The sequence below is a fragment of the Hoylesella shahii genome (assembly GCF_937990675.1).
GTDB lineage: Bacteria > Bacteroidota > Bacteroidia > Bacteroidales > Bacteroidaceae > Prevotella > Prevotella shahii.
Genome location: NZ_CALKQY010000043.1, coordinates 1 through 20,314 on the forward strand (window position 1 = coordinate 1; position 20,314 = coordinate 20,314).

General features: G+C 43.8%; 16 protein-coding genes and 2 tRNA genes. 5 read left to right on the plus strand and 13 right to left on the minus strand.

Going from position 1 to position 20,314, the window contains the following annotated elements:
* Positions 1-598 precede the first annotated feature (598 nt).
* Complete coding sequence (locus tag QME03_RS06585; protein ID WP_025815499.1) at positions 599-2,812, plus strand: anaerobic ribonucleoside triphosphate reductase; 2,214 nt, start codon at positions 599-601, stop codon at positions 2,810-2,812.
* A gap of 124 nt (positions 2,813-2,936) precedes the next feature.
* A complete protein-coding gene (gene nrdG, locus QME03_RS06590; protein ID WP_025815498.1) occupies positions 2,937-3,443 on the plus strand; it encodes an anaerobic ribonucleoside-triphosphate reductase activating protein in 507 nt (168 codons plus the stop codon).
* Between the two features lie 232 nt (positions 3,444-3,675).
* Here the strand turns inward: nrdG and QME03_RS06595 are convergent, their stop codons facing one another.
* Positions 3,676-4,275: an RNA polymerase sigma factor gene (locus QME03_RS06595; RefSeq protein WP_025815497.1), complete on the minus strand. Its 600-nt coding sequence runs from the start codon at positions 4,273-4,275 to the stop codon at positions 3,676-3,678.
* A gap of 612 nt (positions 4,276-4,887) precedes the next feature.
* Between QME03_RS06595 and QME03_RS06600 the strand changes: the two genes are divergently transcribed.
* Positions 4,888-6,159, plus strand: a complete 1,272-nt coding sequence (locus tag QME03_RS06600; RefSeq protein ID WP_025815495.1) for an O-acetylhomoserine aminocarboxypropyltransferase/cysteine synthase family protein — start codon at positions 4,888-4,890, stop codon at positions 6,157-6,159.
* 187 nt (positions 6,160-6,346) lie between these two features.
* Here QME03_RS06600 and QME03_RS06605 read toward each other — a convergent pair.
* Together QME03_RS06605 and QME03_RS06610 are read right to left on the minus strand one after the other, a co-directional pair.
* A tRNA-Asp gene (locus QME03_RS06605) sits at positions 6,347-6,420 on the minus strand.
* A 26-nt stretch (positions 6,421-6,446) separates the two neighbouring features.
* Positions 6,447-6,520, minus strand: a tRNA-Asp gene (locus QME03_RS06610).
* Between the two features lie 384 nt (positions 6,521-6,904).
* Here QME03_RS06610 and QME03_RS06615 point away from each other — a divergent pair.
* A complete protein-coding gene (locus QME03_RS06615; protein WP_281723848.1) occupies positions 6,905-7,810 on the plus strand; it encodes a hypothetical protein in 906 nt (301 codons plus the stop codon).
* Between the two features lie 352 nt (positions 7,811-8,162).
* Here QME03_RS06615 and QME03_RS06620 read toward each other — a convergent pair whose 3' ends face one another.
* The 10 genes from QME03_RS06620 to dnaN form a co-directional block, all read right to left on the minus strand.
* Entirely contained in the window at positions 8,163-8,675 is a 513-nt protein-coding gene (locus QME03_RS06620) for a GNAT family N-acetyltransferase (protein ID WP_281723849.1), read from the minus strand.
* Positions 8,672-9,862 (minus strand): glycosyltransferase family 2 protein, encoded by a 1,191-nt coding sequence (locus QME03_RS06625; protein WP_281723850.1) that lies wholly within the window; start codon positions 9,860-9,862, stop codon positions 8,672-8,674. The genes QME03_RS06620 and QME03_RS06625 overlap by 4 nt, the downstream gene beginning before the upstream one ends.
* Positions 9,855-10,289, minus strand: coding sequence for a hypothetical protein (locus QME03_RS06630; protein ID WP_281723851.1), 435 nt, complete (start codon positions 10,287-10,289; stop codon positions 9,855-9,857). The genes QME03_RS06625 and QME03_RS06630 overlap by 8 nt, the downstream gene beginning before the upstream one ends.
* A gap of 1 nt (position 10,290) precedes the next feature.
* Complete coding sequence (gene recR, locus QME03_RS06635; protein WP_110370087.1) at positions 10,291-10,905, minus strand: recombination mediator RecR; 615 nt, start codon at positions 10,903-10,905, stop codon at positions 10,291-10,293.
* A gap of 155 nt (positions 10,906-11,060) precedes the next feature.
* Positions 11,061-12,713, minus strand: a complete 1,653-nt coding sequence (locus QME03_RS06640; RefSeq protein WP_281723852.1) for a trypsin-like peptidase domain-containing protein — start codon at positions 12,711-12,713, stop codon at positions 11,061-11,063.
* Between the two features lie 20 nt (positions 12,714-12,733).
* Positions 12,734-14,395, minus strand: coding sequence for a DNA repair protein RecN (gene recN, locus QME03_RS06645; RefSeq protein WP_281723853.1), 1,662 nt, complete (start codon positions 14,393-14,395; stop codon positions 12,734-12,736).
* 1 nt (position 14,396) lies between these two features.
* The gene (gene porD, locus QME03_RS06650) at positions 14,397-15,302 is read right to left on the minus strand and encodes a type IX secretion system protein PorD (protein ID WP_110370089.1); all 906 of its coding nucleotides are present in this window, start codon (positions 15,300-15,302) and stop codon (positions 14,397-14,399) included.
* Between the two features lie 252 nt (positions 15,303-15,554).
* On the minus strand, positions 15,555-16,784 hold the full coding sequence (gene coaBC, locus QME03_RS06655) for a bifunctional phosphopantothenoylcysteine decarboxylase/phosphopantothenate--cysteine ligase CoaBC (RefSeq protein WP_281723854.1): 1,230 nt from the start codon (positions 16,782-16,784) through the stop codon (positions 15,555-15,557).
* 30 nt (positions 16,785-16,814) lie between these two features.
* A complete protein-coding gene (locus tag QME03_RS06660) occupies positions 16,815-17,669 on the minus strand; it encodes a 3'-5' exonuclease (protein WP_025815490.1) in 855 nt (284 codons plus the stop codon).
* A 98-nt stretch (positions 17,670-17,767) separates the two neighbouring features.
* Positions 17,768-18,895: a DNA polymerase III subunit beta gene (gene dnaN / locus QME03_RS06665; protein WP_025815489.1), complete on the minus strand. Its 1,128-nt coding sequence runs from the start codon at positions 18,893-18,895 to the stop codon at positions 17,768-17,770.
* Positions 18,896-19,195: 300 nt separating this feature from the next.
* Here dnaN and QME03_RS06670 point away from each other — a divergent pair, with 300 nt between their 5' ends.
* Positions 19,196-19,609, plus strand: a complete 414-nt coding sequence (locus QME03_RS06670; RefSeq protein ID WP_025815488.1) for a DUF3127 domain-containing protein — start codon at positions 19,196-19,198, stop codon at positions 19,607-19,609.
* Positions 19,610-20,314: the final 705 nt, after the last annotated feature.

Here is a 20,314-nt window from a genome sequence, read left to right on the forward strand (position 1 = left end):
CAATATGAACAAATTCTTCAATATGCCGGATGCGGACATGAAATTGATGCTTGAAACTGTGGCTGAATCACCGCTAGGGGTGACAGAAAACGAATAAGGGGCATGTCACTAACATAAAATCATCCAAACGACAATTCGTCAATGAGTTGGGATAGAGACCTCTATGTTTTGCGAACAGTAATAATTAAAAAAGACATAAGATAATCTGTTTTAGACAACTAAAAGCCTAATCTATATTAAACAAATTTCCAAAACAAAAACTCAATTATTTAATAATCAGCACTTTGACAAATATTAACACGTTAAAAGTTATCCAAAAGGTATAACCATAGAATATTTAGGTTAACTTTGCATCATCAACAAATGACTAATTACTGGCTCAAAAAATACTACCTTTGGTGAGACTTCAAGTTCAATAAAAAGCATCAACAATAGAAACCTTGAAGAAGCATAGCAAACTATGCACTTAAAAGCGTGAACAAAAAGATACTTTTTACAAGAAGACACCGAAGAGCTATACATAAAAGCAAAACCAATAACCCCAAGTAGACATTTTAGAACCAGACACAAACAAAAATAACTAACTCCCCCCCAGAGAATGATACAGACAGTTGTAAAGAGAGACGGACGCATCGTTGGCTTTAACGAACAAAAGATAATGGCGGCCGTAAGAAAGGCAATGCTCCACACCGACAAAGGTGAAGACGAAAGACTAGTACAGCAGATTGCAGATCGCGTTGGTTTTTCGGGCAAACCGCAAATGACGGTTGAGGATATTCAGAACCAAGTGGAAATGGAACTCATGAAAAGTAGCCGTAAAGACGTGGCTAGAGCTTACATTTCGTATCGCAACCAGCGCAGTGTGGCACGTAAAGCCAAGACGCGCGACGTGTTTTTGGAAATTATCAACGTCAAAAACAACGACATCACACGCGAAAACGCCAACATGAACGCCGACACTCCTGCGGGTATGATGATGAAGTTTTCGAGCGAAACAACCAAACCTTTCGTTGACGATTACCTCTTAAGCGAGGAAAGCAGAGAGGCTGTGCGCCAAAATTGTCTGCACATTCACGATAAAGACTATTATCCAACTAAGTCGCTTACCTGCTGCCAACATCCCCTTGACCATATTTTAGAGCGCGGTTTCTCGGCGGGACATGGCTCTTCGCGTGCAGCTAAACGCATAGAGACCGCCAGCGTGCTGGCTTGCATCTCACTAGAAACTGCACAAAACGAGATGCATGGCGGACAAGCTATCCCTGCATTCGACTTCTATTTGGCTCCCTACGTTCGTTTAAGTTTTATTGAAGAGCTAAAAGCCCTTGAAGAACTAACGGGCGAAAGCTATACACACCTATATAATAAGGAGGTAAACGACTATCTCAAAAAACCTCTCGATGGTTTGGAAGGCGAAGCGCGCATGATGCAACATGCAATGAACAAAACCGTTGCTCGCGTGCATCAAGCCATGGAAGCCTTCATTCACAACATGAACACCATACACTCGCGCGGTGGAAACCAAGTGGTTTTCTCGTCTATTAACTATGGCACTGACACCTCGGCAGAAGGTCGTTGCGTTATTCGTGAGCTTCTTAACAGCACCTATAACGGTGTGGGTAATGGCGAAACGGCTATCTTCCCCATTCAGATTTGGAAGAAAAAACGTGGCGTTAACTATCTGCCAGGCGAACCCAACCACGACCTTTATTGTCTAGCATGCAAGGTTACAGCGCGCCGTTTCTTCCCCAACTTCCTAAACTTAGATGCCACTTTCAATCAAAACGAAGCCTGGAAGGCCGACGACCCTAAGCGCTATATGCACGAAGTGGCCACTATGGGATGCCGAACACGTGTTTTCGAGAACCGATATGGTATAAAAACGTCGGTGGGAAGAGGCAATCTCTCGTTCTCTACCATCAATATCGTGCGCCTTGCCATCGAATGTATGAATATATCTGATAAAGAAACACGTATCAACAAGTTCTTTGCTAAACTAGACAACATGCTCGACGTGGCCGCAAGACAACTAAACGAACGCTACGAGTTTCAAAAAACGGCCATGGCAAAGCAATTCCCACTGCTAATGCGTAGTCTTTGGACAGGAGCCGAAAGTCTTTCGCCCAACGAAACCATAGAAAAGGTTATCAACCAAGGCACATTAAGTATTGGCTTCATCGGTTTGGCCGAATGCCTTAAAGCCCTTGTGGGCGCACATCATGGCGAAAGCGACGAGGCACAACAACTGGGCTTGCGCATTGTAGACTACATGCGATGCCGCTGCAACGAATATTCAGAGACCTATCACCACAACTTTAGTCTGCTAGCAACTCCCGCCGAAGGACTATCGGGTAAGTTCACCAAGACAGACCGTAAAAAGTTTGGCGTACTTGAAGGTATCACCGACCGCGATTATTACACCAATTCCAACCACGTTCCCGTATATTATAAATGCAGCGCTCGCCACAAAGCAGAGATCGAAGCTCCTTATCATGAGATGACAAGAGCCGGACACATCTTCTATGTAGAAATGGATGGCGACGCCACACACAACCCACAAGCCATCATGAACGTTGTAGACATGATGGACCATTATAACATGGGCTACGGAAGTGTGAACCATAACCGCAACCGTTGCATGGACTGCGGATTTGAAAATGCTGAAGCAAACCTTGAAGTTTGCCCGCAATGTGGAAGCAAACACCTCGACCGTCTGCAGCGAATAACTGGTTATCTGGTGGGCACAACCGACAGATGGAACAGCGGTAAGCTAGCCGAACTAAAAGATAGAGTGATACACGAGACCGAATAATGCATGCCCTTACCAATGCTGCAACAGCTTTTGTCAAGGCAAACGGTAAGCCTCACAACACTAAACTGCTCGTAGAGCCTACCATGCCTTGACAAAGCGGCTGCAATAAAACACAAAAACAACTATGGCCCACAACAAAGAAACATTGCGCGTGCTCTCTATTATAGAAGATACCACCGTAGACGGACCAGGTTTTAGAACCTGCATATACTGCGCAGGATGCACTCACGCATGCGAAGGTTGCCATAATCCACAATCATGGAACAGGGGTGGTGGCGAAGAAATGAACATCGACAACATCATGCAGGTGATAAAAGCCGACCCCTTTGCCAATGTCACCTTTAGCGGTGGCGACCCTATGCTACAGGCCGAGGCCTTTACTGCCTTGGCAAAAGAAATTAAACGACAAACAAAAAAAGACATCTGGTGCTATACAGGCTTTACCTTTGAAGCGCTTTTGAAAGATAAAGGACGGAGAGCACTGCTCGAACAGCTAGATGTTCTGGTTGACGGGCCATTTGTTCGCTCGCTTCGCGATGTACGTTTGCGCTTTCGTGGCAGTTCAAACCAACGACTGATAGATGTAAAAACTTCGCTAGCAAGCGGAAAAGTGGCACTATGGCAAGGATAATAAACAATATTAAGAACACACTTAATAAGAAATTGATAAAGGCTTGGTTTCGAACAATTCGAAACCAAGCCTTTATCGTAAAACCAACTATATCGTTCTTAATTCTAATTGTTGGCGCAAAACACTGTCGAAGGAGCTCATCCACACCACATATATAAAGAACAACGACCTAGAAAACTCCCCGTAAACATCGCAAAAACACACCGAACGCAGACCCCAAGAGGCCAACATTCTAGTCTAATTGCAAGGCCACGCCATTGGCAGCGGCCATCCTACGCATATTCATCACGGCATAACGCATACGCCCAAGAGCCGTGTTGATGCTCACATTGGTAAGTTCGGCAATCTCTTTAAACGACAAGTCCTGATAAAAGCGCATAAACACCACTTCCCTTTGCGTTATTGGCAAAAGATTCATCATGCGTTGTACATCGCTCAACACTTGCTCTTTCACGAAATGATTTTCGATATTGATATCAAGAATGCCAGCAGAAGGCGTGTCGCTATACAGGTCGTTCTCATCATAAACAGCCATCGCCTTTTCGTTTTTCTGCCTACGAAACCAATCCATCACAGCGTTATGCGCGATGCGTAGCATCCAGGAAACAAACTTTCCGCTAGAACAATACTTACCTTCGTGAAGTTTTGAGATGATTTTGACGAATGTTTCTTGAAACAAGTCTTCGGCCATTTCCTTATCGTGTACTATGAATAGGATATACGAAAACAGCTTCGACTGATTGCGTTCAAGCAATAAGTCGAATGCTTTGTTATTTCCATTAACGTAAGCCATGGCCAGTTCTTCGTCGGTCATTTCGCTAATCTTAAGCATTTTCTAAATCGTTTTGATATGAAGTACACGTCAATCGATAGGCTTATTCTTTTTAGTTACTGAATTATTAACGCTAAAAGTTACTTGCAAAGATATGAACTTTCGCCGTGTTTACCAAATATTTTGGTGTAAATCACTGACATTTAATGAAACAACATCGCATCAACATCATGAAATTAGGCGACAGACTGTTGCCAATAAGCCACAATCAACATCACATCACAGAAGCAAGAAACACTATCCCCCTTCACTCACCACACCAAACGCATAGCCTCAACGAAAAGTGCAAACACAAAAAGAGGTTGGTGCAGGATGCTACCAACCTCGGAATGTGATTTTGACAATCTCAAAATCGAATTAAGTTCTGCGAATTTAGACCTTATTATTGAGAAAACCAAACTTTTGAGATAATATTTTCTTATTTTAACGTAATTAATTGCAAGATAAGACTTTTCGAGAAGAACAAGTGTGCTTATCCATATTGGCGAAAAAGCCAACGCTTCTTCTTCCCTCATGTATAATTCTATCGCCTTAACCCTTGGGCATCTCAGGCTTTTTTAGTTACTTTGCATATATAAAACGACATCACCAACAACTAAAGGATAATAAAAAATGAAGAAACAAACATTATGCGTACAAGCTGGATGGGAACCTAAAAACGGAGAGCCCCGTGTGTTACCCATCATTCAAAGCACAACGTTTAAGTACGAAAATACAGAAGAAATGGCCATGCTTTTCGATTTGAAAAAAGAAGGCTACTTTTACTCGCGTCTACAAAACCCCACCAACGATGCTGTTGCTAAAAAAATAGCTGCTCTTGAAGGGGGCATTGCTGCCGTATTAACATCAAGCGGACAGGCTGCCAACTTCTATGCTGTGTTTAATATTTGCGAAGCGGGCGACCACTTTGTCACCTCTAGCGAAATATATGGCGGCACATTCAACCTCTTTGCAGTGACGCTTAAGAAACTGGGTATCGACTGTACATTTGTTAATCCTGACGCCTCGGACGAGGAAATACAAGCAGCTTTCCGCCCCAACACCAAGCTTTTGTTTGGCGAAACAATTTCTAACCCCAGCGGAACGGTTCTCGACATAGAGAAGTTTGCAAACATTGCTCACCGCAATGGCGTGCCTTTGATTATGGATAACACCTTTGCAACACCCATCAATTGCAACCCCTTCGACTGGGGATGCGACATTGTTACGCACTCTACAACGAAATATATGGACGGGCATGCCACCGCTGTAGGCGGCGTTGTGGTGGATAGTGGAAACTTTGATTGGGAAAAGAGCGCCAAAAAGTTTGCAGGACTCTGCACACCTGATAGGTCGTACCACGGCCTAACCTACACAAAGACTTTCGGAAAGATGGCCTACATCACAAAAATGGTGGTGCAACTCATGCGCGACTTGGGGTCAACTCCTGGTCCTCAAAACTCTTTCTTACTCAACGTAGGTCTAGAAACGCTGCACCTTCGCATGCGCCAACACTGTCAAAACGCGCAAAAGGTGGCCGAGTTTCTACACAACGACCCACGAGTGGCTTGGGTAAACTATTGTGGACTACCCGATGATGCCAACCACGAAAAGGCCAAGAAATATCTGCCCAACGGCTCGTGTGGCGTGCTCTCGTTTGGACTGAAAGGCGACAGAGCCACAGCCGCGAAGTGGATGGACGCCCTAAAGATGGTGGCTATCGTTACACATGTGGCCGATGCACGTACTTGTGTGCTGCACCCTGCCAGTCATACACACCGCCAACTCACCGACGAACAACTGCGCGAAGCTGGTGTAACACCCGACCTCATCCGTCTGTCTGTGGGCATTGAAGATGTAGACGATATACTTGACGACATCAAGCAAGCATTGGATAAACTATAAATTCAAGCCTATATGCCATACCACGGCACAAAACAAAACTAGAAATACAAAAAAGAAAAGTGGGGATTGCACCGGCTACAAGCCACAGACGCCCCGCTTTTCTTATATTTTAGAAATAGTAGAACGACACAACTTCGTGCTAAGCAATAAAAAAAGGAACAAGATTGCTCTTGTTCCTCTTATTAGGCGGTGCGTACGAGATTCGAACTCGTGACCTCCTGCGTGACAGGCAGGCATTCTAACCTACTGAACTAACGCACCTTCCCTTGTGCGAACTTTTACTTTTGCGGTGCGTACGAGATTCGAACTCGTGACCTCCTGCGTGACAGGCAGGCATTCTAACCTACTGAACTAACGCACCTTTAAAAGCTTCTGTTCTTAATTGCGGTGCAAAGGTAGACATAATTATTGAAACCACAAAATGTTTGCTGCATTTTTTTAGCACTTCATTAAATTTTTAAAGCATCAGCGATTGTATTGTTACCGCCATAGCAGCAAATTTATGGCTTCATTTTCTTCGTTTTTTCTAAGAGAAAGTATTATATTTGCAAAGGCAACAACACAAACAACTATTATTTGCAATTGCCTAGCAATGAGCGACCAAGAGTATAAACATAAACACTGTTTCATCTTTCTAGCATAGCATATGTCAATAACAATAAACAAAAGACATTTCGTTTTAGCCATTTTCCTATTCAGTGTGTTTGTCCACGCTTGGTGTTTACGCGCAGCTACCACCAACTTTTTGGAAAGAAAGCACAGAACATCTTCGTTTGCACTAACAGACGGAGAAGAAACAATGCTACCCTACTTCACAGGAGAAACGTCAACATGCTTATACACTGTTTATTTTCTTGGTGACAGTCCCAAGGAAAGAAGTTTTTGGGATGTATATAATAAGGCGGGATTTTGGAAAGGCAAAGACAATGAACGGCCACACCTATACACCAAAGACATAGAACTACACATAAAAACTGCCATAAAGCAGTATAACATTTACGCTATTGCCTTAAACAAAAGCATGATAAAAAGCAACTCCAAGGGCGATTTCACACCTAACGCCGATGCACAATACACCACTTTTCAATTAAAAGAGGGGAAATGGACGTCGGTAGACTGTTTTAATGTGATGCAATCACCCACAAATACAGCGAAGTATCTGTTGACGCTGCTAAACAAGACAAACCCAACCAACGCACAATTGTTAGGAGATAGTTTGGTGTCGACTCACAACTTCGTCCAAAGAGTAAATACTACATGCGCAGAAAATGCAAGTGGATGTATTCTAGAAAAGTTGAAAATCAATTATTATCAACTGTATTCCAATACTCCTTCTATGTTTTTTTGCTTGGATGAAAGCCATAAAATAAAGTTTAAATCATACAAAACAATAAACAGCATAGAAGAACATATCAAGACCTACGCCCTGCTGTTGACAAATAATGTGCTCTCTGATTCTATGCTATGCTATGAATACTACAACAATGCTGGCACGCTTTCTTGTTACGAAAAACTATATTATGTCGATATACGAAAAGGGAAAATATGGACAGTTTGTCTTACTTACGATGTTGAAAGCATAGAGGCTGCCGATGCAGAGATATACATAATAGACCTAAATCGTGGCTGTTTTAGAAGAGAGAACAATTAGTAGAAACAGTGTTGGTTACAGAAATTTGCTTTTAAAAGAATGCAAAACCTGCATGGCATGGTGTCAACAAACCCTTAAAACAAAGAAAGAGGAACATTATTCTTGGCTTGAGATGCTGCATTACTTTGCAAATCCAATGCTGTGTTTTGGCTATAACATCAATACAAGACGCTTGTACTTGCACTACAAAGCCCTTTGTACAGTCACTACAAAACGCTTGTAGGCACGCTACAAGGTTCTTGTACATCCACTACAAAAGGCTTGTAGTGGGCGTACAAGTGGGTTTTCACTCACAAATAATGCGTTATAGAGAGATTAGTAAGCTGTTATTGCAATTAAAACACGTAAGCTACTATAAGAACAACTGCATCAAACAAGCATCCTTATACACACCCTCTTTCTGTTGTAGCCACTGCTTAAGCAGAGCAGTTTTTTCAAATCCCAGTTTTTCAAAGAGGAGTAAACAGCTCTCGTTATCGCATTCGGTCACCAAGAAAAGTTGGTGAAGATGAAGTGTTTGACGAGCATATGCCACAAGTTTTTCCATGGCTGCCGTGGCATATCCTTTTTGTCGGTGAGGTTTCATAATAACAATACCAACCTCGGCCCTACTATGTTGAGGTGAAAAATTCATCAAATCAATGATGCCAACAGTCTCGCCCGCATCGTTATCAATCATCAACCGCACCTGCTTATCGGTATAAATATCGTTGGTATTGGTCTCTACATATTCGTGGAGAGCAAAACGCGAGTACGGAACATTTGTGGCACTAACAGCCCAAAGTTCTTGATTGTTCTCAATTTTATAAAGCGTATCAAGGTCTTCAGGCTCCATTGCACGCAAAATTACATGGGGATGATTCATTTAATGATATCGTTAGTGGTGATGAGCAACTGCGTATCGGGGTTAAAAAGCCCTAGACTAACATGCCTTTGCGGATTGATAGACATGATATGAAGAATGGTTTGATAACTATAAGAGCTGCTATCGTAAACCATTACAGAGGGTTGGGTAAAGACGTTGTGTTCAGTGGCATGTCCCAATGGTAGCGTTTGCTCGTTGGCCACAGTGCACTGAACATCCAAACCCTTATGGCGGGCCAATTTTTCGATGGCCAAACAGGCACACTCAGAGCCGAAAAAACGATATACAGGTTGTGGTCTTCTGCGTGGTCGCAAAGCCAAGGCACGTTGCAAGGCACGAGTTTGGATGCTTAGCAAAGCCGCACACGCCTTGAAATAGATGGCCGCCTTGATAGGAAGAGACACCCAAAAACGCGTGTGGCGATAATGTTTGCGAAAGAAAATGAGCATGGCCTGATAGAACACATGTACATAACGAAAAGAAGATTTGTGCGTGCTTTCGCCTTTATAATGAAGTATTTGGCACGGCAAATACCAGTTTTCGTAGCCTGCTTTGAGTATTCTACAAGACAAATCAATATCTTCGCCATACATGAAATAATCTTCGTCAAGCAGTCCTATCTTATCAAGCACTTCACGCCTTATCATCATACACGCCCCACTTATCACCTCAATACGCGCTGGAGCGTCCCAAGGCAAATAAGAAAGATAGTACTTACCAAAGCGCTTACTCTGTGGGAAACGAGCACAGAGTCCGCTCATCTTATAAAAAGACACCATAGGCGAGGGCAAGCCACGTCGCGACTCCATCGCCTTTTGGCCGTCGGCACCCAGCATTTGCACACCAGCACCACCCGCCAAAGGATGTTCATCCATAAAATCGAGCATCTTTTGAATGGCGTTTTCGGCCACGAATGTGTCTGGATTAAGCAATAACACATACTGACTTTGGCTCTGCTTGATGGCCAAATTATTGGCATAAGCAAAACCATTATTGTGCATACAGGCAATAATGTTTACCTCGGGGAAACGCTCTTGCAGATATTCCACCGACCCATCGTGCGAATGATTGTCAACAACATACACCTGGGCGTCTATATGGGCCAAGGCTTTGCGAAGTGAAAGCAAGCATTGCTCTACATAAAACTTCACATTATAGTTAACAATAATCACCGTAAGTTTAGTCATTCGCGGTGGTGTTATCGGTGTTTTGCAAATCAGCTTGTTCGCGTTCGAAACGTGATTTAGTTGGCATCACGAAGAACAAGCATATAAAAAGAATGATGGCCATGTAGCCATAGTGCACACCCATGAAGGAATAATACGCAAAAGTGTTGACCACCATGGGCAAACTCAACATCAAAAGACGAAGAATAGCACGACGCTCATAGCTTATTCGAGAGAGATTGGATTTTCCAGGACGTACCAAACGAAATGCAACGGGAATGGCGCAAATAGACAATAGTTCGAGAAAAACAGCGCAAAGGAAGTCGGCCGAGCGATTATCGGCCAACCATCCGCCAATAAGGATGTCTGTTTCGAACAATAAAACAAAGGTCAGTGCCAATATTATACTGCCATAAAAAAGTACATTAAGGAATTGTTGGGTCTTCATTTTATGTTTCTCCTATTGATGTTCGGTTGAGGATAGAACGGCCAAGCGTCACCTCATCGGTATATTCTATTTCGTCACCAACAGAGATACCGCGAGCAATAACACTTGTTTTCACTTTGTAGGGTGCAATCTTGCGGGATATATAATAATTGGTGGTGTCGCCCTCCATGGTGCTACTCAGGGCCAAAATCACCTCGTTGACACCACCATTAGCAACTCTTTCTACCAGCGAATTGATTTCAATGTCGTTAGGTCCAACGCCATCCATGGGCGATATAACCCCGCCCAGAACATGATAAAGTCCGTTAAACTGCTGTGTATTTTCAATAGCCATCACGTCTTGAATATTCTCTACCACACAAATGGTGGAGGCGTCGCGTCGCGGATTGGCACAAATGTCACAGGTTTCGGTGTCGCTGATGTTGTGACAGCGTTGACAGTACTTAATCTCTGTTCGCATTTTAAGGATAGACGAAGAAAAAGACTCAACGTCTTCTACGCGCGTTTTAAGCAGATGCAGCACCAACCTGAGAGCCGTTTTGCGACCGATACCAGGCAAACGGCTAAATTCAGATACGGCTTTTTCTAAGAGCACGGAGGGATATTGTTGTTCCATTATGCAATAACAAACTGCAACAAAGGCAGTGCGAGGGTTGTGTGTGAAGTACTAAATGTGATGGGATGGGCTGCCGTTGCTGTGACAGAAGCAAGAGGGAAGTTGCAGTATGCATACCACGAGATGCAACCTAGCGCCCACCCCACGCCTTTAGTCTACTTATATTTCTTTATCAGCTCGTCGGCTCGGGCATCGCCCAACTCTTTAGCCTTATTCAATGCGGCCATACCATCGGCCTTCTTATTATCGTTTATCAAGGCAAGACCTTTAATGAGGTAAAGGTCGGAATAGTTTGGAGCGACACGCAAACCCAAATCGGCCGTTAAAACGGCATCTTCTTTTTGATTAACACGCAACTGCAACTGTGCCATTTCGGCATAATAAGTAGGCTCGGTGCGATTAAGAACAATGGCATGCGCATAATCGTTGAGTGCCTGTTGGAATTGGCGCAACTCTACTTCGCACAGTGCACGCGTATAATAGAAGTCGTGCGAGGCACGTCCTTGCAACAAACTGTCGTAGCGGTTATAGTCTACAATGGCCTTGCGATATTGCTTCGCGCCATGCAAAGCTGTACCCCTAGCCAGCACATAAGGTGCAGACAACCGTGCATCTTGCGCAGTCACTGCACTATCGAGCAAAGTTAGAATTTCATCAAAGGGAGCTTTAAGCTGTTGCTTGCATTGTGCAGCCTCGTAGAACAATTCGCCATTACGAAGACTGGTTTTGGTCAAAGTCATGAACTGGTCGTACGCTTTAGCATAATCACCCTTGAAATAAATAATCTGTGCCTCCAAATGTTTGTACAAAGGTAGGGGGTTAATGCTGTAAGCCTTATTGACTTCGGCCAATGCCAAGTCAACATTCCATTGAGGATAAGAAACGTTTGGCAACTTCACCTCCTTCTGATAGATAAGCTTAGCCAAGTTATAATGAGCCTCATCCTTCTTTTCCACCATACTCAAAGCCGTCTGCATAGTGGCATTGGCCTTGGCAACATCGTTCTTTCCGAGGTAGAATTCGGCCAACGAGACATAACCTTCAACAGCTTTAGGAAACTTTTGGATGAAGTCTTCCACATATCGTTGATAGCGTGATGCCGAGGTTTGGCCAGCTTCGAGCATCAACATAAGCAATGCTTGGTCTTGTTTATCGGGCAAGGCCATGCGTATTGTGGTTTGTTTTAGGATGGGTTCGTTTACAGAGAGGCCAGAGGTTTTGAATGTTTCTGCAAATCGAACATCAACAGAGCTAAACTCGCCAGTCACCTTAGAGTGTTGCAACAAGCCCATAACCTCTCCTTTATCGTTGGTAACAGGGCATCCAACATGTATATTATCGGTTTGCCCATCATACTGATAAAACTGAAAGTTAGTCATAAAGGTTTCGGCTTTTGTCACCTTGAGCGAACTTGTTTGTGCTCTTCCTGTGGAATATTGCACCAGCCAGGCACGTGCCCCAACAGCGTTTTGCGTCTTGGCAGCCGGCGAAGGCGTAGTAATGGCATTCACCTTAAACTTACAAAGGTCGTAGACCTCGCTTGCGCCATATATAACATCCACGGTGTGTTTATTGCCATTGGCATCTATAACAATAGCACTATCGGCACCAATAAAGGGAGCCCAGGTGCTAACTGCTTCGCCATTGGTGCCCACAAACACGCCCCTACCCGAGGCAAGCAGACTACCATCTTTCTTAAATGTGGTGAGACTGAACACCGATTTAGACACTTTCTGCACATTGGCCGATTGTGCTAGCGCACCGAGGGCGAAACATGTGAAGAGCAGAGATAAGCAAAAAGATTTCATATTTACTGATTCTGTTATATTCATTGAATGCCAAGAAGGGTCTTGGCGTTATCTATAGCGGCAGCCGAGACGTCGCTTCCGCTCAGCATTTTGGCTATTTCGTTAATACGTTCGTTTGGTTGAAGTAGGCTCATGTGGCTTACTGTGCCCTGTTCGGTTTCTTCTTTCGACACCATATAATGAGTTGAACCCAGAGCCGCAATCTGTGGTAGGTGGGTGATGGCAATCACTTGGCGGTCGGTTTTACCCATATCAGCCATGATGTTCGCCATTTTTTCGGCCACTCTACCGCTCACACCTGTGTCTATTTCATCGAAGATGATGGTGGGAAGTTTAACAGCATTGCTTATCATTGCCTTTAACGAAAGCATAACGCGAGCAATTTCACCACCCGAAGCCACCTGACTAACTGGCTGCAGGGCTGTATTGGTGTTGGCACTAAACAAGAAAGAAACCTTGTCGCAACCATTGGGCGAGAGTTCTTTTGGTGTCAATGCAATTTGGAATTGCACCTTGGGGATACCCAATTCCATGAGCATTGCCTTAAGTTGTTGTTCAATCTGTTGTGCACTTTTTTGTCGAACAGTCGTAAGTTTAGCAGCCTTATCTTGACACACTATCAACCATTGTTCCATCTTTTTACGACATTCTTCCACATCGGCCTCTCCATTGTCGATGTGTTGTAGTTGCTGTTTAATATCGTTGTGCAATGCTATAAGTTGAGCAACGCTATCAAGCCGATATTTTTTTTCTAAAGAATAGATGGTGTTGAGCCTTTGTGTAATCTCGTCAAGACGTTGAGGGTCGAAGTCAACATCCTCCACCTGAGAACTTAAGTCTTGGGCAATATCCTTGAGTTCGATGTAACAATTGTCCAATCTTTCGGCCAACTCTTTTACATGGGGATAAATATCTTCGATGTCGTGCAGACGTCCCACATAGCTATGCAAGTTTCCAAGCATGCCATTGCTATCTCCATCGATGCCTTCAACAGCCTGATAAAGGGCTGCTTTAATATCTTCAGCATGCGACATCATCTCCGACTCTTGTTCTAAAGCTTCCTGCTGACCGTCTTCTAGCTTAGCTTCCTCCAGTTCGGCATGTTGAAAACGCAGGTAGTCTTCGCGTTCCTTATTGTCTTTAATGAGTTCTTCTAGCTGTTTTAGTGCTTTCTCAGCCTCTTTATATTGGTTGTAAGCTTCGGAATATTCAGCTATTTGAGTGGCGTTTTGAGCTATTAAATCAATTACATTAAGTTGAAAATCCTCTTTATTCAACAACAAATTTTGGTGCTGGCTATGGATATCAATGAGGCGTTCGCCCAGCTCTTTGACCAGTGATAGAGGAGCAGGAGCATCGTTAATGAACGCCCTACTCTTGCCCGAAGCGCTAATTTCTCGACGTATGATGCAATCTTTGGCATCATAATCCAGGTCGTTGTTATCAAAAAACGACTCCAACGCATAGGGCGCGATATCGAAATGGGCCTCAACAGTGCACTTTTCGGCACCATGCTTAATGCTTTTCACATCGGCTCGTTGCCCCATAACCAATCCAAGAGCACCAAGTATGATGCTCTTTCCTGCTCCAGTTTCGCCAGTTATAACCGAAAATCCCGAGCGAAAATCCATGTCTAGCTCGTCGATAAGTGCGAAATTCTTTATATAAAGTTGTGTTAGCATGTCATTGTTTTATTTTTTCCCAAGCGTTATTTTGGCTTGCATTGATTTTAAACAGCAGGTCGTAGACGGTTTGTTTCTCTTTTTGTGTGCCTTTCCCTTGGTAAATCTGCACCAGTTCGTCGCGCTTATAGTCGGTCCAAATTTGTGGCAACATACTCAAGGGTTTGTTTTCCTTGCTGCGTTTGAGTCCTTCTTCGAGTGCTGTGGTGATGTTTACCCGTCCTCTTTCGGCATTGTTCACCATTTCGTCTAATCCTTTTCGGTAATAGTCGTATTGCAATTGTCGAAACGGTTGCATGCCTCCATCCAGATAATCGTTGATAATAGCAAATCGATTGCGGTCGTTCTCAAACGATTTCCAACCAGTAAATGGTAGATTTTGAGCATTGTTTACGAGCGTCATACAGTGCTGAAGTACATCTTCGCCACCCATTGGAGAAAAGCTGTCGAGGTTTAAACCAATGATGAGATATGCGTAATAGGCCAGCAACGCCGTGAGTTGGTTGGAGAGATTGTCTTCGTTAAGCTCCAACTGGTCGAACTGTGAGTAGTCGAAATTAAAATCGTTATCGGTGTTGTTGTATAAAACCGACGAGTAACTGGCATTATACACGGGTCGATTGGCCTGAATGAGAGCCTTACAAGAGAAGTGATTAGACTCGCGGTCGTATTGTTGTACGGTGATATTAAAATTGCAAACAATGCGTTCGTTTTCTCTGAATTGCAGATGAGTCCATTGTCTGGTGTTCACAAATTGTTCGATAGCTTGCTGCAAATTGTCGAACACTGCAGTTTCGGTAGTTTGCACCTGACTGGCATTCACAGTGACTTTCGCTCGCAACTCTTGTGCGAACGCGCCACGGCAAACCATCAGTAAGCTCAACAAAAATGCAATCTTTATCTTCATTTATAAATACAACTTATCATAGTTAGAAGGAGTTAAGGGGTGAGGAGTTAAGAAATAAAAGAGTTAAGAAACTAAGGAGCTAATTCAGATGTAAAGGAAGCGTTAGCCATTTATTTCACCTTTTTACCCTTTAATCTTTTCACCCTTTCACCCATTCACCTTTAGAAACTAAGCCAAACACTTGGTGACAGAATGGCAAATACACAAGGCATACCACTCCCCTCTACCCTTGGAGAGGCTGTGGGTGAGACATTACTCTCCACATTTCATTCTTTCGCACAAATAATCAACAATATCTTTGGCCACTTCGGGCTTAGATTTAAAGTCGAATTGCCTATTCTCGGAATCAGAAATAATATCAACCTTATTGTTATCCGTGCCAAAACAAGTACCCTCGTTGCGCAAAGAGTTCAGCACAATAAAATCGAGGTTCTTGCTTTTCAGTTTCTTTAGAGCATTGGTTTCCTCGTTATCGGTTTCCAAAGCAAAGCCAACAAGCACCTGATTAGACTGTTTTTCACGCCCCAAAGCAGCAGCGATGTCTGGCGTGGAAGTAAGTTCGAGTGTAAGTTTGTTACCCTCGCGCTTTATTTTCTGCGCTACAACATCAGAAGGCTTGAAGTCGGCAACAGCTGCACACAATATAGCAGCATCGGATTGTGCAAACGCTTTAATGCACGCAGCATGCATTTCGTCGGCACTTTCAACGTCGATGCGCCTAATGGCAGCAGAACATTGCAAGCTTACAGGCCCAGCAACAAGTACCACGTCGGCACCTCTTCGGCTACATTCTTCGGCTAAGGCAAAGCCCATCTTTCCCGAAGAGTAGTTGCCGATAAAGCGAACGGGGTCTATCTTCTCGTAAGTTGGACCGGCCGTAATCAGCACTTTCTTGCCAGCCAGCTGCCCTTGGGCTGTACAGGTACGGCCGTTATCCTCGTCTTCAAAATACTTTTCAAGCGTGGCCACGATGTTTTCGGGCTCTTCCATACGTCCTTTTCCTTCCAACCCACTGGCCAAAAAGCCAGCTTGCGGTTCGATAATGATATTACCCACTTGCTTAAGACGCTCGATATTGCCTTGCGTTGAAGGGTGAGCATACATATCCAAATCCATGGCAGGCGCCACAAACACAGGTGCTTTCATCGAGAGATAAGTGGTGATAAGCATGTTATCAGCAATGCCGTGAACCATCTTACCCAGCGAACTAGCAGTGCAGGGCGCAATAAGCATGGCATCGGCCCATAATCCAAGGTCGACATGGGAATGCCATGTGCCATCGTTGGCCGTAAAAAACTCGCTTACCACTGGCTTACCAGTCAATGCAGAGAGCGTTACAGGCGTAATAAACTGTTTGCCAGCATCGGTTATCACCACCTGAACCTCGGCCCCCTGCTTCATCAGCAGGCGCACAATAAGACAGGCTTTATAGGCAGCAATACTGCCAGTGATGCCCAATACGATTTTCTTTCCTTTCAACATGTTTTGTTCAAGCTATGAAAAAAGCCGACATCAGCGTCCGCCAAATCCTTTCAACCTAATACGGGTAAGCACTTGCTTAGTGTTATTAGTAAAATCGGCCTGTATCATCCAACTATAATAACCAGGATCGCGTTGCAGAACATCGTCAACGGCACAGCCTTTATACTTTCCAAAGTTGAAGTATTCTTTTTTAATCACCTTTCCTTTGGCGTCCAACATTTCGTTTCCCTTGCTATCTAGCACTGGTCGCCACACTATTCTGCCAGCAAAGTCAACATTGTCGTTGTTCTTTGAGAACTCTGCTAGGTAGTCCATATCGTTTGGCAGCACGCGTTCGGGTTCTTCTTGGTTGGCTTCCGAGTAGGTTTCAAGTTCTCCCAACAGCACTCTGTAAGTGGCTTCCGCGTCTTGGTCGGCCCTATGTGCTGCAAAATCGTCTTCCATCTTTCTTCCGCAGTAGAACTTATAGGCTGCAGCAAGGTTGCGTTTTTCCATCTTATGAAAGATGGTTTGTGCGTCGATGAGTCTCACCGATGAGAAGTCGAAATCTATCTCGGCACGTAAAAACTCCTCAGCCAACATCGGAATGTCGAAATGATTGGAGTTAAAACCGGCAAAATCACAGCCTTTAAACACTTCGTTAAGTCGTGGCGCCAACTCTCCAAACGTTGGTGCGTCTTCCACCAAGTCGGTTGTAATTCCCGTTAGCTCGCTCACTTCATCAGGAATGGGCTTTTCTGGATAAACAAAGAGGTTTTCGCGCTCTTCTTTTCCATCCGGATAAATCTTGATATACGATATCTGTATGATGCGGTCGTTGACCAAGTCGAGGCCAGTTGTCTCCAAGTCGAAGACAATCAGCGGACGGGTTAAGTTCAGTTTCATTTACACTGTTGCTGGGTAAGTTTGTCTAAAGTGGTGTTTAGGACCGTTAAGCGCATGCCAACTGCCCTAAACACCATTTTTACGATGGGCAAAAGCCATCAATTGTCGTTAAGCATCATGGGCATCATGAGCATCAACACCTCTTCGTTTTCGGGCTGAACAGCTGGCACAACCAATGCAGCCTTACTAGGATCGGCCAATTGAACCACGACATCGTCGCAGTCTAAGTTGTTCAACACTTCACTAATCACGCTACCTTTAAAGCCGATGTTCATGGGTATGCCTACGTAATCGCACACCATGCTCTCTTTTGCGCTTGTAGCGAAGTCGATATCTTCTGACGATAACTCCACCATTCCCATTTCTACATGTAGGCGAATAAGCTGACTGCTCTCACTTGCGAAAGGCAAGACACGACGCAACACACTCACGAGACCTTTGCGGTCGACGGTTATTTGGTTAGGATTGTCTTGCGGTATAACCGAAGCATAATTGGGATAGTTACCCTCTAGCAGACGACAAGATAGCATTCCATTTGGGAAATGCACCTCGGCATTACGATCATCGAACTTCACTTCTACCGGCGAGCTATCTTTTAGCAAGATGTTTCTTAACAGCGAAGCCGGTTTCTTACCTAGCACAAACGAGCGTTTTACATCAGAGCGTAAGGCCATATTCTTGGTTCTCACAAGCTTATGCCCATCGGTGGCAACGATAGCCAATCCATCATCCTTCAAATCAAAGTAGATTCCATTCATGATGGGTCGTAATTCGTCTTGTGCAGTAGCAAAAAGCGAACGCACAATACCATTGAGTAGCACCACCGATTCCATCTGTATGCTAGCCGCATCGGCTGCTAGTTCCTTGTTACGAGGATATTCTTCTGCCGTTTGTGCAGTGAAATTATACACGCCATTCTGGTAAGTAATCTGCACGGCCAACGTTTCCAGGTTGATATCGAAGTGCAAAGGCTGATCGGGCAGTTCGCGCGTTGCATCAAGAATGGTTCTACTAGGCATGGTAAAGCGCCCGTTGCTGTCGCTTTCGTCAAGCTGCATAGTGGCCTTCATCGTAGTTTCGCTGTCGCTAGCTGTTAAGGTTAGTACGCCATCTACTATCTCGAAGAGAATATTATTGAGAATGGGAATAGATGGTTTAGCACTCAACACCTTGGCCAAGTTTTGCAATTTGCTGCTTAATGCTGTACTTGAGATTGAAAATTTCATCAGTATTTATCTTTATTTAATTTATTGCATGGTTACGTTTGATTGCACAAGACAACGTATTGTTGGCTTGTGCAACGTGGGTTTTATAAGCACAAAAATACTAAAATCGCGTCTATTAGCAAAAAAAAAGATTGAAAAGTTTAGATTTCAGAACTAAATTACTATCTTCGCACTACAAAAGGGCGATGCGCACAGCTATTTAACTGCACACCCTCGACCAGAGAATAGGGACTAAGCCCACATTATTCGACAAAACAACAAATATTCATTATCACATTAAATATATAAGGACACAACACAATGGACATACAAGGTAAAGTCATTGCTGCACTTCCCGAGAAGACTGGTGTATCTGCCAAGGGTGAATGGAAGGTGCAAGAATACGTTATTGAAACTCACGAGGCTTATCCACACAAGATGGTTTTCTCGGTATTTGGTGCCGATAGAATTGCACGCTTCAATATTCAAGTGGGACAAGAGGTAATGGTTTCGTTCGACATCGATGCACACGAGTATCAAGGACGTTGGTTTAACAGCATTCGCGCATACGATGTGCGCCAAGTAGACCCTGCACAATTCGGGGCTGCCGCTGCAGCACCACAAGCTGCACCTGCTGGTTTCCCGCCTCAACAGCCTGCAACTGCTGCTCCTTCTAACTTCCCCCCTGCTAACGAAGCTCCTAAGGAAGACACTTCAGACGACCTTCCCTTCTAAGCAGCACATAACATAGAAATATAAACACGCCCTCACATCGCTTACAGCGACATGAGGGCGTTCGTACTTTTGGGGCTTATGAGTTTGTGAGTTTATGAGTTTATGAGTTTGTGAGTTTGTGAGTTTATGAGTTTATGAGTTTATGAGTTTATGAGTTTGTGAGTTTGTGAGTTTGTGAGTTCATAATTTGTTTGAGTTTGTAGACAATGAACAAACCAACAATTCCCAAATGTAACAACGTACAAATTGAAAATCATCAACTCAAAAACTCACCAACTTAAAAACTCCAAGACTCATCAACTCACCAATTCATCAACTCAAAAACTCACCAACCCAAAAACTTAAATCCTTATCTTTTATTTTACAATACTGCTCCAATTTTCGTTCCGTTCTAGCGAGAATATAGGCCAAAAAGTAGGTAAATTTCCACTATTTCTACCTTCTCACGCCTTGGTGTTTATCAATTTTAAAGCCTAGAACCTGCATTTTGCACCATTTTACCTTTCTAGTTTGGTTGCCAACTCGTATTTTTTCAACTCCAAAAACCTGCTTTTTGCCCCTAAAAACCCACTTTTTAGCGGCTATTTTGCCACTTTCGAACCATGTTTTAATGGTTCGAGAAGGTTTTGTTTATACCATTTCAGTGTATTTTTATGCTTTTCGTCTTGCATTTAGCAGCATTTTGCACTGCGTTTAGCACCATTT